Below are 19,249 nucleotides of genomic sequence, written 5' to 3' on the forward strand. Positions count from 1 at the left end.
GCAATTCCCTCTCAAAAAGGAATTGCTTTACCTGTTTTTTGCTACAGGTCCCAGCCAGGCAGCATCGACTTCGTGTTCTGAAGCATTTTCTCAAACAATGCTGCGCCAGCATGATTAGGCAGACTAACAAGCGGATCGTTCATGAAAGCCTGAAACGCCAAAGCTTTGTCTTTGTTTAAGGCTGCCTGAAGGGTCATTTCCTGATTTATTACATGGGGCAGCACCAGCTGCTCTACCTCAGGAATAAGCCTGCCAGCAACAATCGGGCTTACGCGGTTATAACCGAATACAGCGTTCGTCTCCACGACGGCACCCGCCGGCAAACCTTCGATCTGTCCGCGATTCGGCATATTTACGTTCGTAATCAGCTCGCCCATTCCGAGTAATGCTTTTATCATCTCAATGCCTTCCTCTCCGGTAGGCTTCACCTCGAATGCTTCCTCACCAGTTGCTAGCCGCTGGCCCTTGGCATAAAGTTCTGCCTGGTTTTTCTTCCGCCAATCCACCTTCGTTAGGCTGAATTTCCAGCTTTGCACCGTCTCAGGGTTCTTTAAATAAAGCTCGCCCGGCATAAACTCCTCCAAATGCCTATCGCCAGCCGCAGCAATGATGCCGTACTTGCGGAATAAATCAAATTTGACCCGCTGCGCAGAAGCAAAATGATCGTTGAGCCAGTGGCCTTTTTTCTTGCCTTCATACCCTTCCGCATAATGCTCTTCAACAAATTCCTTGTAAAGCGGGAATAAATCGATGCCTTGGTAAGAGGCTCTGTCCAGCCATGTAAAATGATTGATGCCCAGTACATTAACCTTGATGTCACGCCGGTCAACCGAAGGGACTCCCAGCTTTTTCTCCACCATGGAAGCGAGCAAATGCTGCGTGCCAAACACCTCATGGCAGCATCCGATGGCCTTCACCTCCGGGAACACCTCGTAAAGCGTTCTCGTGCACAGTGTCATTGGGTTCGTATAGTTAATGACCCACGCGTCTGGCGCATATTGTTTGATCGCATTCGCAATCTCGACATATAGCGGGATGGTACGAAGCGCACGGACAAGTCCTCCTGGTCCGACCGTATCGCCCACCGACTGGTAAATCCCGTATTCTTCCGGCAAATGGACATCCGATTCCATCTCGGCAAAGGTTCCTGGCAGAATGGAAATGATGATAAAATCTGCACCTTGCAATGCGTCTTGCAATGCAGGCACTGCCTCATAGCTCCACTTACCCTTCGTGTCAGTCGCCTGCGACAGCCTGTTGCCGATGATCGCATTTTGCGCGGCTGATTCATAATGAATATCATACAGCTTAACGTTGCCGGCAAGCTCGCTTTCTGCTGCAAGGTCGCTCATCAATCCCCAAGCCCAGCCGCGGGAGCCGCCTCCGATATAAGCAATTTGAACGTTCTCTTTATGTTTCTCATCCGGTTTCATATCGTTTCTCCTTATCCTTTTAATCCTGTAGTGGAGATGCCTTCAACAAAATATTTCTGCGCCAAAAAGAATAACAAAATGCACGGAACGACGCTCACAACCGACATCGCAAGCACCTGATTCCACGAAACGGCCGAGGAGGCATCCAGCGACAAGCGCAGGCCAAGCGAGACCGTGAATTTTTTTACGCTGCTTATATAAATGATTGAGTTAAAGAAATCATTCCAGGTCCAAATGAACTGAAAGATGCCCACCGAGAAAAGAGCTGGCTTGCATAAGGGCAGCAGTACACGAATGAGAACCATAAACGAATTGCAGCCGTCAATTGTAGCCGATTCATCCAGTTCCCTTGGCAATCCCCGAAAAAACTGAATAAGCATATAGATGAAAAAAGCTGAGGTTGCGAAAGCGGATGGTACGATAAACGGCAAATAAGTGTCCAGCCATCCAAGCTTATTGAACAGGATATAACGCGGAATCATAACGGTTGCATCCGGCAGCATCAACGTCGCCATCATAATGGAGAACAGAAACGTTCGAAGCGGAAACACAAACCGGGAAAAGCCATAAGCAACGATAACACTCGAGATGATTGTCAGAACGACCGTAGGCAGCACCATCTTAAGCGTATTAACAAAAAAATGCTGAAAGCCGTATTGGCCAGTTCCTGCCCAGCCCAAGGAATAGGAATCCCAAACGTAGGTATCCGCAAACAGCTTGCTGGAGCCGAAAATATCTTGATTCGTCTTAAACGATGATACAAACAGCCATATTAACGGATAAATCATGACAAAGCCTAACAATGTCAACAGCACATAAGACAACCACTTATTCGAGCTGGTATGCGTCATTTGGTTTTACCTCCGTCTTCATAGTAGACCCAGCGGTTAGAGGTTTTGAAAATAATGCCTGTTACGACCATGATGATCGCGAACAAGACCCATGACAGCGCTGAAGCGTACCCCATTTTAAAGAAGGTGAAGGCTTCCTCATACAGCTTCAAAGCATAGAGATAAGTAGACTTCATCGGTCCGCCGCTCGTAATAACGAAGGCGCCGGTAAATTCTTGGAACGCGTTAACCATCTGCATGACCAGATTGAACAGGACAATTGGTGTCAGCAGCGGCACGGTAATTTTAAAGAACATGCGGGTCTTGGAGGCACCGTCGATGGAACCTGCTTCGTACAGGTCACTAGGAATTTGCTGAATACCTGCTAGAAATAAAACCATTGAAGACCCAAATTGCCAAACCGATAATAAACCGAGTGTATAAAGCGCGATATCTGGGTTGCCCAGCCAATCGATTGAAGGAATGCCGACATTAGCCAGCAAGCTGTTGACGACGCCGTCCTTCATGAATAGGAACCGCCAAAGCACCGATATCGCCACGCTTCCGCCAAGAATCGAGGGCAAATAATAGATGGTTCGAAACAAATTAATGGCTCGCAGCTTGGCGCTAAGCACGATAGCAACGAATAAGGCAAAGGCGAGCTTCACCGGCACGGCAAGAACCACATAAATCGACGTTACTTTTAGCGCTTGGGTAAAGCCGGGATCATTCATGAAAATTTGCTTATAATTATCCAAACCAATGAATTTGGGGGCATTCACCATGTTGTAATCCGTCAAGGAATAATAAAATGACGCGATGAAGGGATACAACTGAAAAATGAGCAGCCCCAGAATCCATGGAAGAACATATATAAGTCCGATATATCGAAAGCTGCGCTTCTTCCTGGCCACTGGCTCACACTCCTATTCTCTATCGGAAATGTGGGAGAGCACGCCAGTCAATCGCATAGCTATCACTGGCGTGCACCCCGTTCTTTAAATCCGTTTTATCTTCCTTGCAGCTCTTTCAGTTTTTTCTCCAGGCTGCTAACGAGCTCTTGCGCGGCCTTGTCTGGCGTCAGCTTTCCGTAAGCCACCTTCTCGATAACATCCTGCAGCAGAGCGGATACCTCCGAGTTAGTAGAGATTGCATTATCTACAATGCCTGCGTTTTTCAGACCCATTTCGACTGCTTTCGTAATCGCTTCGTCTATTTTCCCTGCCTCTACAGCAGCGGTTTGCGCGGAAGAGGATGCTGGAATGGAGCGGACATCGCCTAAGATAACTGCTGCTTCTGCGTCATTCATCAGCCAGTTCAGAAATTTCACGGACTCTTCCGGGTGCTTCGACTTGCTGCTTACGGCAATCAACTGCGAGGGCCTTACCAATACGGCTGAGTTTTTCGCATTTTTATCGATGGCAGGCAAGGCAGTTACGACTTCCACACCTTCAGGCAGCACCGAGCGAAGCGACAAGAGCGTACTGCTCATAGCCGAGATGATCGGAATATCTTGATTGATCCATTTCGGATTCTGTTCGGTTTTGCCGAAAAATAAATCGGATTCTCCGAGCGGCTGGTATACGCCAGCTTTCATGGCCTTGTCGATCCATTCCAAGGCACTCGCGGCTTCCTCTTTCGTAAAGCCAAGCGAATAATCTTCATTGATCCACTGAGTTCCGGTGCGCTGCTTAAGCATGTTCGTGAAATCCTGCATCAGCATGCCGTGGTCAGCAAGAAGCAAATACTTGGTATTGTCTTTATCATGAAGCTTCTTGCCTTCCTCGTAGAGGGTATCCCAGTCCCACTGAATATCGGTCGGTACGCCGAGCTTATCGGCTGCCGTCTTATTAATAACGAGCGCATAAGCATTTACGCCGGAAGGGAGCGCTACCATTTTGTCGTTATAAACGCTGAAATTGTTCAGGAAGTCTTGATCAAAGCCCTCCAACGACAGTCCTTCCTGCTTACTAAGATCGAGGAAAAAGTCATTTTTCGTCAGTTCCTTCATCCATGGAACGTCAAGCTGAATAATATCGGCGGACGTAGCGCTGGCCAGCTGTGTTTTGACCTTTTGCTCATAGCCGTCAAAGCCCTGGTATTCCGCTTCGATCGTCACGTTCGGCGCAATCTTCTTGTACGCTTCTATAGCAGCAAGCGTAGCTTCATGGCGGCCGTCGCCACCCCACCAGCTAAAGCGCAGGGTAACCTTCTTATCCGAGCCGCTGCCTTGATTTTCTTTGTCCGGTTTCCCGGAGGAACAACCTGAAATGATGATTGCAAATACGACTATCAAAGCAATGAAACCGTTTAATCCTTTCAATCGGTGCATATGAACCTCTCCCTTTTGTTTTCTTGGAAACGCTTTCTAAAGTATAGGATTGATTGATTATTTACATAAGGCATCTAATCTTAGATTTAAGTATCATTATTTGAGCAATCCCATTCCGTAGTATCATTTTATCGGTTAACGTATCATTTTTATCTTAGATGCCGCATGGCTTCTCTATGAACACATTAGCCTGATCCTGCTGTGCTATAATCTCATTATCAGCAAAGGAAGACTACATCGTTAAGAGGTGATGAGATGTACAGGCTGCTGCTAGTTGATGATGAGGCGGATACAAGAGAAGCTTTATCTTCCTACTTTCCGTGGCAGGAGGTCGGTTTTCAAATTATCGGCCAATGCGGAAACGGTAAGGAAGCATTGAATTTCATTCAAAATCATGACAAAATCGATGTCATCCTTACCGATATTAAAATGCCTGTCATGTCCGGCCTTGAGCTTGCCGAGGTCATTCATGAGCAGAAGCATAATATTCATGTTATTTTTCTTAGCAGCTACCGCGAGTTCGAATATGCCCAGAAGGCGCTTCGTTATCGAGTCAACAACTATATCGTGAAGCCCGCAAAATATCAGGTTTTATTGGACGTATTCGCCGGCCTGAGAGACGAGCTGGAAGCAGCGAAGCACGCCTTGGATCAACCGCCTTCTGGCACGAGCAACGAAGGGCTGATTATTACACAAATTAAAGCGTATATCCAGAATCAATATAAAGATGCGAATCTGGAGGATGCGGCAAAGCAGGTATATTTGAATGCCAACTATTTGAGCTATTTGTTCAAACAAAAAACCGGTCAAAATTTTACCGATTATCTCATACAGGTGAAAATGAAGGTTGCGATGAGGCTCATTCAGGAGAACCAATTTAAAACATACGAAATTAGTGAAATGGTCGGCTACAGCAATGCCAAAAATTTCACCCGGACATTCAAAAGCTACTATGGCAAAACACCTAGCGAATGTAAGAACGGATGATCTAAACGATGAAAGAGCGCTATTTTATCAAGCATTTGGCTACTTTTCTCATTCCTTTAATATTGCCTTTAATCATATTAGGCTCGTTATCCTTTATAACCACACAGAGGGACATGAAGGCAGACATTAACAAGAACAGCCGTTTCCTGCTATTGCAATCACAGCGCCAGATCGAGATGATTTTGGATGAACTAGACACGTTGAAGCTTGCATTATACCAGAACGCTAAAGTTTTCAATGAGCTGTCCAACGTTCTGCAAAATCCGATCTATACGTATGAGAGTTCTACTTCGTATCAAATTATATCCAGCTATTTGAATGCGCTTACCAGCTCAAAACCTTATATCCATTCTATTTATTTCTACTCGGACAATCCGAATGGCCGTTTCGTGTCCTCACTTGACGGCTTGTCTTCAATCAACCGTTTCAACGATACGGGCTGGTTCGAGGAATTCATGAAATACGATGGGCCCGCTACGGAATGGACGTCCAAAAGGGAAGCCAAAATTTTTGCGTTCGAGACGCAGCCGACCGAATTAATATCTATTTACAACGTGCTGGCGCCACGGAAAATCGGTATTATTTTAAACGTTCGTCCAAAATATATTGAAAATATTTTATCCAACATCACGACGTATAAGGATCAAATTCTGCTCGTTCTAAACGAAAATAATCAGGTTATTTTCTCCAATAAAGAAGAAAATATTTTAACAGATGCCGAGCTGGATCAAATGGCAAACCACCCATCTACCTACTTCGACCTGGCTTCCTCTCTGGGAGAAGTCAACGTGACGAAGGTGGAATCGGAGCAGTACAACTGGAAATACGTGTCCGTCATTCCGCATGCTTCGTTGTACGAGACACCCTCGCGCATATTAAACTATACAATCATTTTTGCGTGCTTGTCCTTCTTTTTGGGACTTGCATTGACCTTTTATTTGACCCGAAAAAATTATAGGCAGCTGCTTGCTATAACCTCGCTGCTCAGATCTGCCGAGAATAATCGCACGCCGCTGAAGCCGCCTAGCAAAGTTAATGATGAATATTCTTACATTATTCAGAACATGATCGCCCATTTCATTGAACATCGCTATATTCAAACCCAACTCTCAGAGAAGAAATACAAGCTTCAAGTGATGGAGCTGCTTGCGCTTCAATCCCAAATCAATCCACATTTTTTGTATAACACGCTCAATTCGATTTATTGGGAAACCGTCGGTCTAACAGGAAAACCGAACAAAGCGAGCGATATGATTGAGAACTTGTCCGACATGCTTTCCTATTCCTTCAGCCGTCCAACCAATGAGGTAACGTGGGAGGAAGAAATCGCGAACACCGTCAGCTACATCAATATTCAGAAGAAACGGTACAAGGATACCTTCGATGTACTGTTTGAATACGACGAAGAAATTCTCAAGCTCCATACGATGAAGCTGCTGCTTCAGCCTTTAGTCGAGAACAGCTTATACCATGGCATAAAGGAAAAGAACGGGAATGGCCTGATCAAAATAAAAATTTTAATCATTGGGGAACAGCTTCGGCTTGTCGTCTCCGACAACGGGAACGGCATTCCTTCAGACCGGCTCACTGAAATCAGGAGATCTTTGGTTGCATCCGAAGAGCAGTCCAAGCACATCGGCTTATTGAATACGAATAAACGGCTGAAGCTGCTGTATGATCGGAGCTATCACATCACGATCAAGAGCAAGCAGGGGCTCGGGACCGTGATCAGTATTACGCTCCCCCAAATCAAGCAATAGCAATGAAGAGGGCAGGGATTGTTCCTGCCCTCTTTATGTTAGTTAACGCCCAATGCTTCTCGGGACCAGTCTGTTGTCACAGGGCTGATTAATAAAAAAAGCCGCCCGCCGGCAGCCCCATCCTTTTCAAACTTTTGCTACTCTTTATCCAAATAATCGCTCACTAAATATGATATCATCTCAGCATTAGTGCTTCGCGGAGCGTTGGCAAAGTCATCGCGATTTGAACGCAACTGAAAATAATATGTAGCAGCATCATCTTCATATAATCGTTCTCGCAATATACTCTTTTCACTTCCTAATTGCTTTAAAATTTGTTCATAAAATTGCCCTTGTGTCAGCGTATCCACTGCGTCTAAATGAAAAATTCCTTTTAGCTCTTCTTCAATAATGAAGCGCAGCTGTTTAGCGAGCAAAACATCCAGAAGATTGTTAAACACGAGATTGCTGTAAACCTCTATCTCTTTATTATTTTCGATACTATCTTTAACGGTGTTCCATCTCGGAGAATCTTTCCCCCATATCGCGGGTATTCTGACAATCATCGCTCGTTCACTCAAAATTTCTGTAAGCATGTTTTCACATTCGATTTTGAATTTCCCATAATCGGTTCCGGAAATAGGGAGATCTGTTTCAAAATGAGGCTTTGAGAAGTCTCCATCAAATACGTTCGTCGTAGAAAAGAAATACAGTCGACTATTATGCTTAGCTAGTTCCATAGCCAATTCTTTATGGAACAACAGCTGTTGATCAAACTCTCCTCTTAAACAAGAAATAACAATATCGGGTTTAATCGAATGGATGATTTTCTTCATTTCAGCCATTTGCTCAACATCTAATTTGTGCTGCTTATCAGCAGGCAGACTCGTAAATGATGAAGAATAAGTGCCATACAGGTCAAAACCGTGCTGCAATTCATCGACCAATGCCCTTCCTACAAGACCGCTTGCACCTAGAATAAGTACCTTTTTCATTATAAATTCACTCCTCCAAAACACCTTTATTAGAAAACGATCTATAACGAATAAAAGATACGCAGTCTCTAAAAAACATAACAAGCCATACTGGTTTCTATTCCTTATTTCTTCCCAAAAAACAGACGCAAACTAGCGGATTATATCCGTTGTTTACGCCTGCTTATTTCAAGCTATTCAATTAAAAGCTGACGGAGATACACGATGCTTGGTCGCCTGCTCAAAGCCATAGGCTAGTTTAATTAAGGTAGGCTCGCTAAAGGCTGTACCAATAAAGGTGACCCCCTGCGGCCCCTTGGTCGTATAGCCGCCTTCGGCAATGATTCCCTTCTCCGCATAACCGCCAGGCACGGTAATGACCGGATAACCCGCTCTTGCGGCAAGATCATCGCCATCATCATTGCCTAGAAACAACAAAGCATCCAGTTGATGCCCCTGTAAAGCGAAGTCAATTCCATGCTTGCCTGCCAGCTCTTTATTTCTCAAAATACTATCGACATATTCCTGTTCGGTCAACGTTCCGCTCGTTTCCTCCGCCGACAGCAGCGTATCCTGCCCATATTTTAAAGCAATGTCTGCGTGCTCTTCGTTATAAGCAATTAGCTCCTTCAAGGAATGAACAGGAACCGATTCATCCAGCTTGCCGAGGTAGTCATTGATATATTTTTTGAATTCATATCGCAGCACATGCCAATCCCAATCAACCTTCTCACACGGCAGCTCAACGGGATCGATAATCGTCGCGCCAGCCTGTTTCAAAACCGCAATAGCCGACTCCATGATCGCAAGCCTGTCTTCGTCCAAATCTTTATAATAAAAGCGCGGAATTCCGATCCTTGCTTGCTTTAAATAACTAGCATCAAGAAATGGCGTATAGTCGGATTGAGCTTGCTTTGCCCCATTTACCGTAACCGCATCTCGCTCATCGGCGCCTGCCAATGTTCCAAGAAGAATAGCCGCATCCGTTACCGTTCTAGTCATCGGACCTGCCGTATCCTGACTGTTTGTAATCGGTATAATGCCAGTTCGGCTTACTAAGCCTATCGTTGGTTTAATTCCTACTAAGCTCGTTTGGCTTGCAGGGCTAATGATGGAGCCCGAAGTTTCCGTGCCAATTGCAGCAGCTGCCAAGTTGGCGGCAACCGCAGCGCCCGATCCCGAGCTTGAGCCTCCAATGAACAGCTCTCCCGGACCATATGGGTTAAGCACAAGGCCTCCTCTTGAGCTGTATCCCGCCCACATCGTGCCTGACATGAAATTAGCCCATTCTGTCATGTTCGCTTTGCCTAGCAGAACCGCTCCTGCGGCACGTAATTGCGAAGCAACAAAGGAATCTTCCGCAGCATATGAATTCGCTAAAGCTACGGATCCCGCGCTTGTGTGCATATTGTCGTGTGTATCGATGTTGTCCTTGAGCAAAATCGGAATACCGTGCAGGCTGCCACGACTCCCTTTTTCTTGTCGCTCTTTATCTAAAGCTTTGGCAATCTCAATGGCATCGGGGTTCGTTTCCAAAATAGATCGAAGAACGCCATCATAATTGCTGATTCGCTCCATATATAACTGGACCAACTCTTCTGAGCTTATCCATCCCTTTTCCATTGCTGATTGCATGCTTGTAATATCCGCTTCCACAATCCATGTATCCTTATTCTCGATCACTTGATCATCCCCTTAACGCCGCTTCTAATAACCTACAAACCTAATCATATCCATTATTAGAGCAGCTGTCAGCGTAGAGAATGAGTATAACTAAGCTTTCCGGCAGCAGCTGTTCGACTCAGATGGAATCGCTGCCTTCTGTTATCGTTCCACCTTTTGAGAAACACTTATCGAAGATGTTCCCTTTCTTTTACCGAATGCCCCCATGTTCGTGCCCAGCACACCAACAAGGATAACTGCAGCGCCAATGAAATGGTAGTATGCCAGCTTCTCGCCGAGAAACACAAATCCACCGATAACAGAGACCAACGTAGCCAGATGATTAAATACGCTCACTTTAGACGCTTCAAGCTTGGATAAGGCGTAATTGCTGAGCAAGCTGGATACGAGCGAAGAGAGTACGCCCAAATATAATATCGATAGGAGGAACACTGGACTGGCAAATGGTTCAAAATAATGAGCAATCGTTCCTTTGGCGACATGTTGACTTATTGCGATAAAGTTAAATACAAGGAAGCCAATAGCCGTCATCATATACGTCATCGACATTACCTTCATGCGACCTGAGAGTCGCCTCGCTAGTACGCTGTAGCCTGCCAAGGAAAGAGCTGACAAAAGTATGAGCAAGGTGCCTTTTACATTAGAAATATCGATTGACGTCCCCTTCATGACAAAGATGAATATAACCCCAACAACGGAGAGCAGGGTCGATAGCTTCTGTACCTTAGTCGTCCGCTCCTTCAAGAAATACGCTGCGGCAATCATCGTGAAAATAGGCACTGTGGCATGAATAATGCCTGCTTCTGCGGAGGATGTAAACTGTAATCCATAGGCTTGGAAAGCAAAAAACATCGACGGATAAAAGACAGCTAGCGGAAGAATGCTTAGCATATCCCGTGCTTTAAGCTGCAGCTTGATCCAACCGAATAAGACTGGTATTGTTGCCGCAATAAAAGATATGGTGAAACGGTGGGCGAGACTGTCCAGCGGACTTGTAACCGTCAAGGCTAATTTCCCGAAAAGAAAAGAAAGCCCTACGATAGTGGAATAAACAATAATCGCTGTATACGCAAGCCGTTTCGACTTCAAATTATTGTGTGTTGTCATCATGGTCTACCTCCTAGTAACTGTTCGCTTTATATAGGTATCGTATCTCCAAAGCTGCACATGCTACAATATACAAAAAAGCCATCTGTATCGGTACAGATGGCAGGAGGTACTGTTAAAATGTACTTTTATTTAAAGCTCATGAATGAGCTGGAGGAGCTTATTGCAAAGCAGCCCTATAAAGATGGGCAGAAGCTCCCTTCCATTCGAGCGCTGGCAGAGCAGTTCAATTGCAGCAAGAGCACAATTATTAAAGCTTTGGATGAGCTGGAGAAACGCCATCTCATTTATGCGATGCCAAGAAGCGGCTATTTTGTTGTAAAAGGGATGAACGCCGCTCAAGATGAAGCAGCTCGCCTGCTCAACTTTGCAGCATCGGCGCCCGATCCGGCATTGTTTCCTTATTTGGATTTTCAGCATTGCATTAATAAAGCAATCGATACTTACCAGAAGGACTTATTTGTTTATGGCACCGCCAAAGGAATGGATTCCTTAATTGATATCGTTCGCAAGCAATTGATGAGCTATCAGGTGTTTGCGCCAGAGCGCAATATATTTGTTGTCTCCGGGGTTCAACAGGCGCTGTCTCTGCTTGCATCTATGCCATTTCCGAGCGGCAAGCAGAAGGTGCTGATTGAGCAGCCAGGTTATCATCTGTTTATAGAGTATTTACAAACACGGCATATACCCGTAATCGGCATCGAACGTCGTTTCGCCGGCATTGATTTCAACAGGCTGGAGGAGATCTTTCGCACAGAGGACATTAAGTTTTTTTATACGATGCCGCGGTTTCACAACCCGCTTGGCTGCTCCTATTCGAAGAAAGAGAAGCAGCTGCTCGCTAAGCTGGCCGCCAAATACGATGTATATATCGTTGAAGACGACTTTCTAGCTGATTTCGAGCAAAACAGCAAAGCCGATCCGATCTATGCTTATAACGACTCCTCTCATGTCATCTATTTAAAGAGCTATTCCAAAATTATATTTCCCGGCCTGCGGATCGGTATTGCGGTCATTCCTGATTTACTTGCACAAGCGTTTCGACTATACAAAAAACAAGACGACATCGACAGCTCCATGCTGTCGCAAGCCGCTCTTGAAATCTATTTGCGCAGCGGCATGTTCGAGCGTCATCGCGCCAAAATCCGCGGGAAATACTCGGCAAGGGCGAAGCTTCTCGATACGGCGCTTGCGAAGGAAGCTTCACGCAGCAAAGGTGCCTTCACCTATGAGCGATCCAAATATCCGATCGTTCATACTCATATTTTGCTTCATGAGACCATTTCTGTCCCGCTTCTAATCAGCAAATTGCGCAAGGAGGACATACTGGTTGATGCCATGGATCGTGACTACTTGTCTACTTTTCAGAGGGCAAATCTATTGAAGCTTAATGTGACCAATGTGATTGAGGGGAACATTGAGAGCGGCATTGAACGGATCGGCAGTTTGATAGCCCAATCCGCTCGCCTATAACGATTAGAATTTTTCTGATACAACCTTCGCCTGCGTGAAGAGCAGCAAGTAATCACGCCCGCCAGCTTTCGAATCTGTACCTGACATATTAAATCCGCCAAAAGGATGGACGCCAACTAAGGCACCTGTACACTTGCGGTTAAAATAAAGATTGCCGACATGAAACTGCTCGCGGGCCTGCTCCAATCTGCTGCGGTTCCGCGAGATAACGGCACCCGTCAGCCCATAATCGGTGTTGTTCGCGATAGCAAGCGCTTCGTCAAAGCTGCCTGCTTTAATAAAAGCGAGTACTGGCCCGAATATTTCCTCTTGCGCGATGCGGGCAAGCGGAGCGACATCCTTAATGATTGTAGGTTCAATGAAATAACCGCTGCTATCTCCAATTTTGCCGCCATGCACGATGATTCCTTCGCTGCGCCCAACCTCGATATATTTTAAAATACTCATGTAGGCTCGCTCGTCAATGACCGGTCCAACGTAAGTAGACTGCTCGCTTGCTTTCCCAAGCTTTAGCCGTTTTGTTCGTTCAACAACCTTGTCAATAACCTCGTCATAGACGAGTTCATGCACAACAGCACGCGAACAGGCCGAGCATTTCTGTCCAGCATAACCGAAAGCGGATGCTGTAATCGCATCGGCCGCCAGCTCAAGATCCGCCTCCGCATCAACAATAATCGTATCCTTGCCGCCCATCTCTGCAACGATGCGTTTCAACCATTTCTGATCCGGCTGGCCGGTAGAGGCTTTCTCGTTAATACGCAGGCCAACCTCCCTTGACCCCGTAAAGCATATAAAGCGGGTTAATGGATGCTCCACCAAAAAATCACCCACCTCATTTCCCGCGCCGGGCAAGAAATTCACAACACCGTCAGGCAGCCCTGCCTCCTCCAGCAGCTCAACAAATTTCGCCGCGATAACAGCCGTCGCGCTGGCCGGCTTTAATACTACCGTATTGCCGGCAACAACCGCCGCCATGGTCATACCAGCCATAATCGCAAGCGGAAAATTCCATGGCGGAATTATAACGCCAACGCCAAGCGGGATATAGACTAGCTCATTATCCTCGCCTGCTGCAGCAACAATAGGCTGACGCTCTGCAAGCCGTTCCATCTCCCGCCCATAATACTCCAAAAAATCGATGGCTTCGGCTGTGTCTCCGTCGGCCTCCGCCCAGCTCTTGCCCGCTTCATAAACGAGCCATGCAGAAAACTCGTGCTTACGCCTTCGCAGTAACGTCGCTGCTTTATACAATACTCTCGCCCTCGCAGAAGGCGTCACTTTCTTCCAATGCTCGAAAGCCTCTGCGGCGGCAAGTATGGCTTTATGCGCCAGCTCGGAATCCGCCTGTGAGACGATTCCTACAAGCTGCCCAACATCAGAGGGATTGATTGATTTTCGCTTTTGAATCGTCTCGATGCGGTCAGCTCCAATCCTTAGAAAATACTCTTGGCCCAGCTCCAGTTCAACTTTGCGCAGCGCCTCCTGAAAATCATTAATATGGTCGATTACCGAAAAATCGGTAAATGGTTCGTTCTGATATGGCTCTCGCATAGCTCAGTTCCTCCTGCTCATTCGAATCTTTGCTAGTCGCTTGAGGCGCTTTCTCCTGATTCACAAAATCTGTTCGCCCAGCAGTGAGCCAATTAGCTCCACCGCAAGCTTAGCCGTCTGGTCATTATGGTCGAGGCTTGGATTAACTTCCACGACTTCGGCTGATGTGACCAGATCCGATTGATAAAGAAGCTCAAGTGCAAGATGCGCTTCACGGTAGCTGAGCCCGCCCCTGACAGGCGTGCCCGTACCCGGTGCCTCAACCGGATCAAGGCTATCAATGTCAAAGCTGACGTGGACGCCATCAGTCGTTTGCTTAAGCTGCTGTATTACCTTCTCCATTACGCGTGCAATACCAAGGCGATCAATATCATGCATAGTATAACAAGCGATGCCTAGAGATCGGATATAGGCCTTCTCGCCGGAATCAAGCGATCTGGCTCCGACAATCGCGACATGCTCTGGCTTTATTTTGGGTGAAAATCCTCTTAAATTCGTTAACAATGGGATACCTCTGCCAAGGCTGATGCCCAGCGACATTCCATGTATATTGCCCGATGGACTTGTATCCTCCGAATTCAAATCCGAATGCGCATCAAACCAAATGACTCCAAGATTTTTATAATGCTCGGCTAAGCCAGCAATCGTCCCAATGGAAATGCTATGATCTCCGCCTAGCACTAACGGGAATTCCCTTGCCGCAACGATCTCCGATACGCGCTCAGACAATCGGCTGGTCACTTCGTGCACCTCAGATAAATGTTTGGCATTTACGGATTGAAGCGGCGGTATTGGAGTGATTAAGCCAATTTCGCCCGCTAACCGATGCGGGATGTGAAGCTCCGCCAGCATGCGGCTAAGCTCTGCCGCCTGCAATATATGCGCTGGACCAAGCTCCGCACCGGGATTCCCTGCCCCTTTCCCAAAAGGAACAGCAACGATTGCCACCTGTTGAATGCTCATCGCCGTCACGCTCCTGCCTGTATGCTATTCGCGAAGACCGTTTGAATTTGTTCGAAGGCAAAGTCGAGCTCCTCTTCCGTGATGATGAGCGGCGGTGCCAACCGAATGACATGCTCATGTGTTTCCTTGCACAGCAGCCCCAGCTCCATCAACTTCTCGCAATAAGGCCTTGCAGGCGTCGAAAGCACAATGGCGATGAACAATCCGCGTCCTCTAATTTCAGCAATGTCCGGATGGCGCAATGTAGCAAGCTTACTCAACAAATACTGCCCCAACAGCTGCGAGCGTTCCGCCAGCCCTTCCTCTTCGGTTACTTCAAGCGCTGCAATCGCAACATCGCAGCTAAGCGGATTTCCTCCAAAGGTTGAACCGTGAGAGCCCGGCTCGAATACATCCATAATGCTCCCGTTCGCGGCGATAGCCGATACAGGCATGACCCCTCCACCCAGCGCTTTCCCCATAATATAAATATCAGGAATGACATTTTCCCAATCGCATGCAAATTTTCGTCCTGTACGCCCGAAGCCGGTTTGAATCTCATCTGCCACAAGCAGCACCTGCTGTTCTGCACATAGCTGAGCAACAGCAGCAAGAAATCCATCCGGAGGAATCCGAATGCCCGCCTCACCTTGAATTGGCTCAATCAATATCGCAGCGGTATTCGGCTGCATCACCGACTTCACTGCCTCTAAATCGCCATATGGAACAACACGAAATCCAGGTGTAAAGGGGCCGTAACCTTGCTTATATTCCTCCGTTGAGGAGAAAGACGTCAGTGTCAGTGTTCTGCCATGGAAATTGCCCTCAAAAGCGATGATTTCAGCTTGATCATTCGGTATTTTCTTGACGCTGTAAGCCCAGCGACGTACAGCTTTGATCGCCGTCTCAACTGCCTCTGCCCCTGTATTCATAGGAAGAATTCGTTCCTTGCCGGCATAGGCCGCCAGCTTCTCGCAAAACGCACCAAGTGCCTCATTATGAAAAGCTCGTGATGTAATCGTGACCTTATCCGCCTGCTCCTTTAACGCTCTAATGATCCGAGGATGTCGATGCCCTTGATTCAATGCCGAATAAGCGCTCAACATATCCATGTAGCGCGCACCTTCTGAATCCTGCACCCATACGCCCTCTGCGCTGCTAATCACAATCGGCAGGGGATGATAATTATGGGCGCCAAATCGCTCTGCCAGCTCAATATCCTTATTTGCCCTGTTCATCACCTGCTCCTCTCTGCATGCACCGCAAAAAATAGCTGTTTTTGAATTTTATGCGGTTAAGGGGTGACAAATAACAAAGGGAACCGAGGATAGGCAGAAAGTAACAATTTCACTTGTACAAATCCGCGAGGCTTGCTTTAATAATATTTGGGGGAAAGGGGGTTGAGTGATGAAAAACAAAAAGGTTTTTCTTACAATGCTAATTAGCCAAATCTTGTTCGGAATGTTTACGATTGTTTGGCTTTTTGTCGCGTTAATGTCTGTTATGATGTTCGACTCGCCAGGTTCAGAAAATCTATTCTGGCCTGTGCTTTTATTTATTGTGATTTGGCTTTATCCGGTAGCTCTTATTTTGTCCATTATTGCAAGCTGGGTGCTTTATCGGTTCAACAAAATGAAAATAGCGGTTACCATCGCAATGGTACCGCTCATTTGGGTGCTGCCTCTTATCGGTTTTTTAATCTATGCCAATGTCAGCTAATCGATGACATGGCTAAAAAACGCTGCCAGCCCTGCTCCATACTGAATTATGTATTATAATTCAACTGCTAAAAGGCTGTTTATTCCTCCGGCTTGTCAAAATGCTCCTGACAAAACGCCAGTACCATCTTCTCTTCATCCTCTTCCAGCTCAAAATCAATATACTTATTGGAGGAAGTGGTTAGAAATTCATACTTTGCGATGCGGGCTGTATCCTCTTCGATCACATAAATGACACGGAGCGTCACGCCCTCATCATGATAAAGCTCATCATCATCCGCTACATCCAGATCAAGAATGAACTCATACCTCTTTCCTGACAAAATGCCAAACGGGTCCTTCATTAATTCAGCGCTATATTCTGTTACAGTAAACATGTCATCCGCTCCTTCTTCTCTAGTATAGCAAAACAAAAGCAGCCTGAAACTTGAAATCCAAGCTTCAGACTGCTATTTTTTTGGCAAACGGCTGCTGCCTCGCTATTTTTTACAGGCTGCTTAGCGTTTCTGTAAGAACAGGTACGATTTGCGATTTGCGGGAGACAACGCCTTTAAGTACCGCTTTATTGTCTACCAACGTTACGTTGTAAGCTTTCTCAACCGCGTGGGCTTGAGCGCCAAGTGCAAGCGCTACGGAATCATTGTTCAAAATGTCCGTTACAACAAGCACAAACAGATCCAGACCTTTTGTTGCAATAATATCGTTAAGAGCTGCTTCCAGCTCAGCTTGGCGAGAAATAACATCGTTTGTATCAACCGCGTTTACTTGCGCAATTTCTACTTTGTAGCTGCCCATTGCGAATTCTTTCGCATCTAGGGAAATCAGCTGTGCAATCGTTTTGTCGCTAAGATCCGCGCCTGCTTTAAGCATGTCCAGACCATAGCTTTCTGCATTAACGCCAGCGATTTCAGCAAGCTCGCGAGCGGCTGCTACATCTTGCTCCGTGCAAGTTGGCGATTTGAACAGCAAGGAATCAGAAATGATAGCAGACAGCATAAGGCCAGCAATTTCTTTGCGGATTTCAACGCCGTTCTCTTTGTACAATTTATTCAAAATCGTCGCTGTGCAGCCTACAGGCTCAGCGCGGAAATATACAGGGTGGCTTGTCTCGAAATTAGCAATACGGTGGTGATCGATTACTTCAAGTACACGTACGCTGTCGATATCGTTTGCGGATTGTTGACGCTCGTTATGATCGACCAAAATAACCGTGTCAGTCTCATCAGCAACATTCTCGATCAAACGAGGTGCTTGGATGCCGAAATAATCAAGTGCGTATTGTGTTTCGCCGTTAACGTCTCCAAGGCGAATCGCCTCAACGTCAGCACCTAGCTTTGTTTTTAGCTCAGCGTATGCGATCGCTGATGTAATCGTGTCGGTATCCGGGTTTTTGTGCCCGAAAATAAGCGTTTTAGTCATTTCGAGTACTCCTTAAAAGTTATTTTTCGGCTGGACCAAACAGTCATTAACGGCCCATGTCCTTTTGTAAATGCTATACTAAAAACCATTATAGCTTTAAGTGCTCTTTATTCCTATACCTTTACACTGAATTAAATCAGAAAATTTGTGAATGTTGTATGTGCTTAAGTTTGTAGTAACTGTATTCCCTATTTTCAATAACGATATTGTTTTGAAATTCAAAACCGCATTTTAGGATCACTTTATTCGATGGTACGTTGCGTATCTGAGCGATAGCCACGAGCTCCTCGACATTCGTATTTTCAAATAAATAGTTAATTAATCCGTTTGCAGCTTGAGTCGTGTAACCCTTATTTCTATGATCATTTGAAATTCCATAAAAAATCTCTCTGTTTGGCGGCGATATTTTATCCAATATTCCTGTCCCGCAAATACCGATAAATTCGCCAGTATCTCTGGATATTATACTCAGTCGCAGACGCAGCTCTCCAATATCGCCATCTTTGGATACCGCTTCTAAAAAACGCAGGTTTTCTGGTATTTCATAATGGTTGAACCAGTCTGTCCTTTGTTCCTTAGAAACATTCCAATCCAGCAAAAATTTATGAAAATGAGGCTGCCAAGTGAGATTATGCAGAGCATCTAAATCCTCGACCTGATACTCTCTCAAAATAATATCTTTGCACGCTATAGTTAAAATGCTATTGCCTGTATTTTGTGAATGACTCATCGATATCCTCCTAATGTATAGAAGGAATACAAAGCAGAATATAGAGAAGCATCATAAATCACAAAAAAAGCAGCAAATCACAAGGATTCGCCGCATGATGTGATGTATAACACACTTTGCTTTGTTTCCTTGTAATAGTAAAAATAGAATTGTAGATTAAACTATTACAAAGTAACTGGCATAGTGTTGATTCCCCTTCCAAATATAACCTGATAAAAATTGTAGCAAAATTCAAGCTCAAAGACAATTAAATATACAGAATCTTTCTGTGCATGCAAACTATTTCTGACCGGACTTCGAATATACAAGCAAGCGGCAATTTACTATGCGG

At 45.8% G+C, this 19,249-nt stretch carries 17 protein-coding genes; 4 read left to right on the top strand and 13 right to left on the bottom strand.

Annotation, left to right across the window (positions count from 1 at the left end):
* Positions 1-41: 41 nt before the first annotated feature.
* From BK120_RS09530 to BK120_RS09545, 4 genes are all read right to left on the bottom strand, one after another.
* Positions 42-1,433: a family 4 glycosyl hydrolase gene (locus tag BK120_RS09530; RefSeq protein WP_076267252.1), complete on the bottom strand. Its 1,392-nt coding sequence runs from the start codon at positions 1,431-1,433 to the stop codon at positions 42-44.
* Positions 1,434-1,444: 11 nt separating this feature from the next.
* The gene (locus BK120_RS09535) at positions 1,445-2,284 is read right to left on the bottom strand and encodes a carbohydrate ABC transporter permease (protein ID WP_076267253.1); all 840 of its coding nucleotides are present in this window, start codon (positions 2,282-2,284) and stop codon (positions 1,445-1,447) included.
* Positions 2,281-3,177 (bottom strand): carbohydrate ABC transporter permease, encoded by an 897-nt coding sequence (locus BK120_RS09540; protein WP_076267254.1) that lies wholly within the window; start codon positions 3,175-3,177, stop codon positions 2,281-2,283. Before BK120_RS09540 ends, BK120_RS09535 begins: the two co-directional genes overlap by 4 nt.
* Before the next feature lie 95 nt (positions 3,178-3,272).
* A complete protein-coding gene (locus tag BK120_RS09545; protein WP_076267255.1) occupies positions 3,273-4,595 on the bottom strand; it encodes an ABC transporter substrate-binding protein in 1,323 nt (440 codons plus the stop codon).
* A gap of 255 nt (positions 4,596-4,850) precedes the next feature.
* On the opposite strand from BK120_RS09545, the gene BK120_RS09550 reads away from it, so the two are divergent.
* Positions 4,851-5,582 carry a response regulator transcription factor gene (locus tag BK120_RS09550; protein WP_076267256.1) on the top strand — a complete coding sequence of 244 codons (732 nt, stop codon included), beginning with the start codon at positions 4,851-4,853 and terminating at the stop codon, positions 5,580-5,582.
* An 8-nt stretch (positions 5,583-5,590) separates the two neighbouring features.
* Positions 5,591-7,342 (top strand): cache domain-containing sensor histidine kinase, encoded by a 1,752-nt coding sequence (locus BK120_RS09555; RefSeq protein WP_076267257.1) that lies wholly within the window; start codon positions 5,591-5,593, stop codon positions 7,340-7,342.
* Positions 7,343-7,479: 137 nt separating this feature from the next.
* On the opposite strand, the gene BK120_RS09560 is transcribed toward BK120_RS09555, so the two are convergent.
* The 3 genes from BK120_RS09560 to BK120_RS09570 form a co-directional block, all read right to left on the bottom strand.
* Positions 7,480-8,316 carry a sugar nucleotide-binding protein gene (locus tag BK120_RS09560; protein ID WP_076267258.1) on the bottom strand — a complete coding sequence of 279 codons (837 nt, stop codon included), beginning with the start codon at positions 8,314-8,316 and terminating at the stop codon, positions 7,480-7,482.
* 177 nt (positions 8,317-8,493) lie between these two features.
* Positions 8,494-9,978 carry an amidase family protein gene (locus tag BK120_RS09565; RefSeq protein ID WP_144376721.1) on the bottom strand — a complete coding sequence of 495 codons (1,485 nt, stop codon included), beginning with the start codon at positions 9,976-9,978 and terminating at the stop codon, positions 8,494-8,496.
* A gap of 141 nt (positions 9,979-10,119) precedes the next feature.
* The gene (locus BK120_RS09570) at positions 10,120-11,088 is read right to left on the bottom strand and encodes a DMT family transporter (RefSeq protein WP_256710836.1); all 969 of its coding nucleotides are present in this window, start codon (positions 11,086-11,088) and stop codon (positions 10,120-10,122) included.
* A gap of 117 nt (positions 11,089-11,205) precedes the next feature.
* Between BK120_RS09570 and BK120_RS09575 the strand changes: the two genes are divergently transcribed.
* The gene (locus BK120_RS09575; protein WP_076267260.1) at positions 11,206-12,558 is read left to right on the top strand and encodes an aminotransferase-like domain-containing protein; all 1,353 of its coding nucleotides are present in this window, start codon (positions 11,206-11,208) and stop codon (positions 12,556-12,558) included.
* Positions 12,559-12,561: 3 nt separating this feature from the next.
* On the opposite strand, the gene pruA is transcribed toward BK120_RS09575, so the two are convergent.
* Genes pruA through BK120_RS09590 form a run of 3 tightly spaced genes read right to left on the bottom strand, consistent with a single transcriptional unit; the run spans position 12,562 to position 16,289 of the window.
* Positions 12,562-14,109, bottom strand: a complete 1,548-nt coding sequence (pruA, locus tag BK120_RS09580) for an L-glutamate gamma-semialdehyde dehydrogenase (RefSeq protein WP_076267261.1) — start codon at positions 14,107-14,109, stop codon at positions 12,562-12,564.
* A 60-nt stretch (positions 14,110-14,169) separates the two neighbouring features.
* Positions 14,170-15,072, bottom strand: a complete 903-nt coding sequence (gene rocF, locus BK120_RS09585) for an arginase (RefSeq protein ID WP_076267262.1) — start codon at positions 15,070-15,072, stop codon at positions 14,170-14,172.
* 5 nt (positions 15,073-15,077) lie between these two features.
* Positions 15,078-16,289: an ornithine--oxo-acid transaminase gene (locus BK120_RS09590; protein WP_076267263.1), complete on the bottom strand. Its 1,212-nt coding sequence runs from the start codon at positions 16,287-16,289 to the stop codon at positions 15,078-15,080.
* A gap of 169 nt (positions 16,290-16,458) precedes the next feature.
* Here BK120_RS09590 and BK120_RS09595 point away from each other — a divergent pair, with 169 nt between their 5' ends.
* The gene (locus BK120_RS09595) at positions 16,459-16,770 is read left to right on the top strand and encodes a hypothetical protein (RefSeq protein ID WP_076267264.1); all 312 of its coding nucleotides are present in this window, start codon (positions 16,459-16,461) and stop codon (positions 16,768-16,770) included.
* A gap of 79 nt (positions 16,771-16,849) precedes the next feature.
* Here BK120_RS09595 and BK120_RS09600 read toward each other — a convergent pair whose 3' ends face one another.
* The 3 genes from BK120_RS09600 to BK120_RS09610 form a co-directional block, all read right to left on the bottom strand.
* Positions 16,850-17,146, bottom strand: coding sequence for a DUF6509 family protein (locus BK120_RS09600; RefSeq protein ID WP_076267265.1), 297 nt, complete (start codon positions 17,144-17,146; stop codon positions 16,850-16,852).
* Positions 17,147-17,255: 109 nt separating this feature from the next.
* Entirely contained in the window at positions 17,256-18,188 is a 933-nt protein-coding gene (locus tag BK120_RS09605; RefSeq protein ID WP_076267266.1) for a manganese-dependent inorganic pyrophosphatase, read from the bottom strand.
* A 136-nt stretch (positions 18,189-18,324) separates the two neighbouring features.
* A complete protein-coding gene (locus BK120_RS09610) occupies positions 18,325-18,918 on the bottom strand; it encodes a GNAT family N-acetyltransferase (protein WP_076267267.1) in 594 nt (197 codons plus the stop codon).
* Positions 18,919-19,249: the final 331 nt, after the last annotated feature.

The sequence above is a fragment of the Paenibacillus sp. FSL A5-0031 genome (assembly GCF_001956295.1).
GTDB lineage: Bacteria > Bacillota > Bacilli > Paenibacillales > Paenibacillaceae > Pristimantibacillus.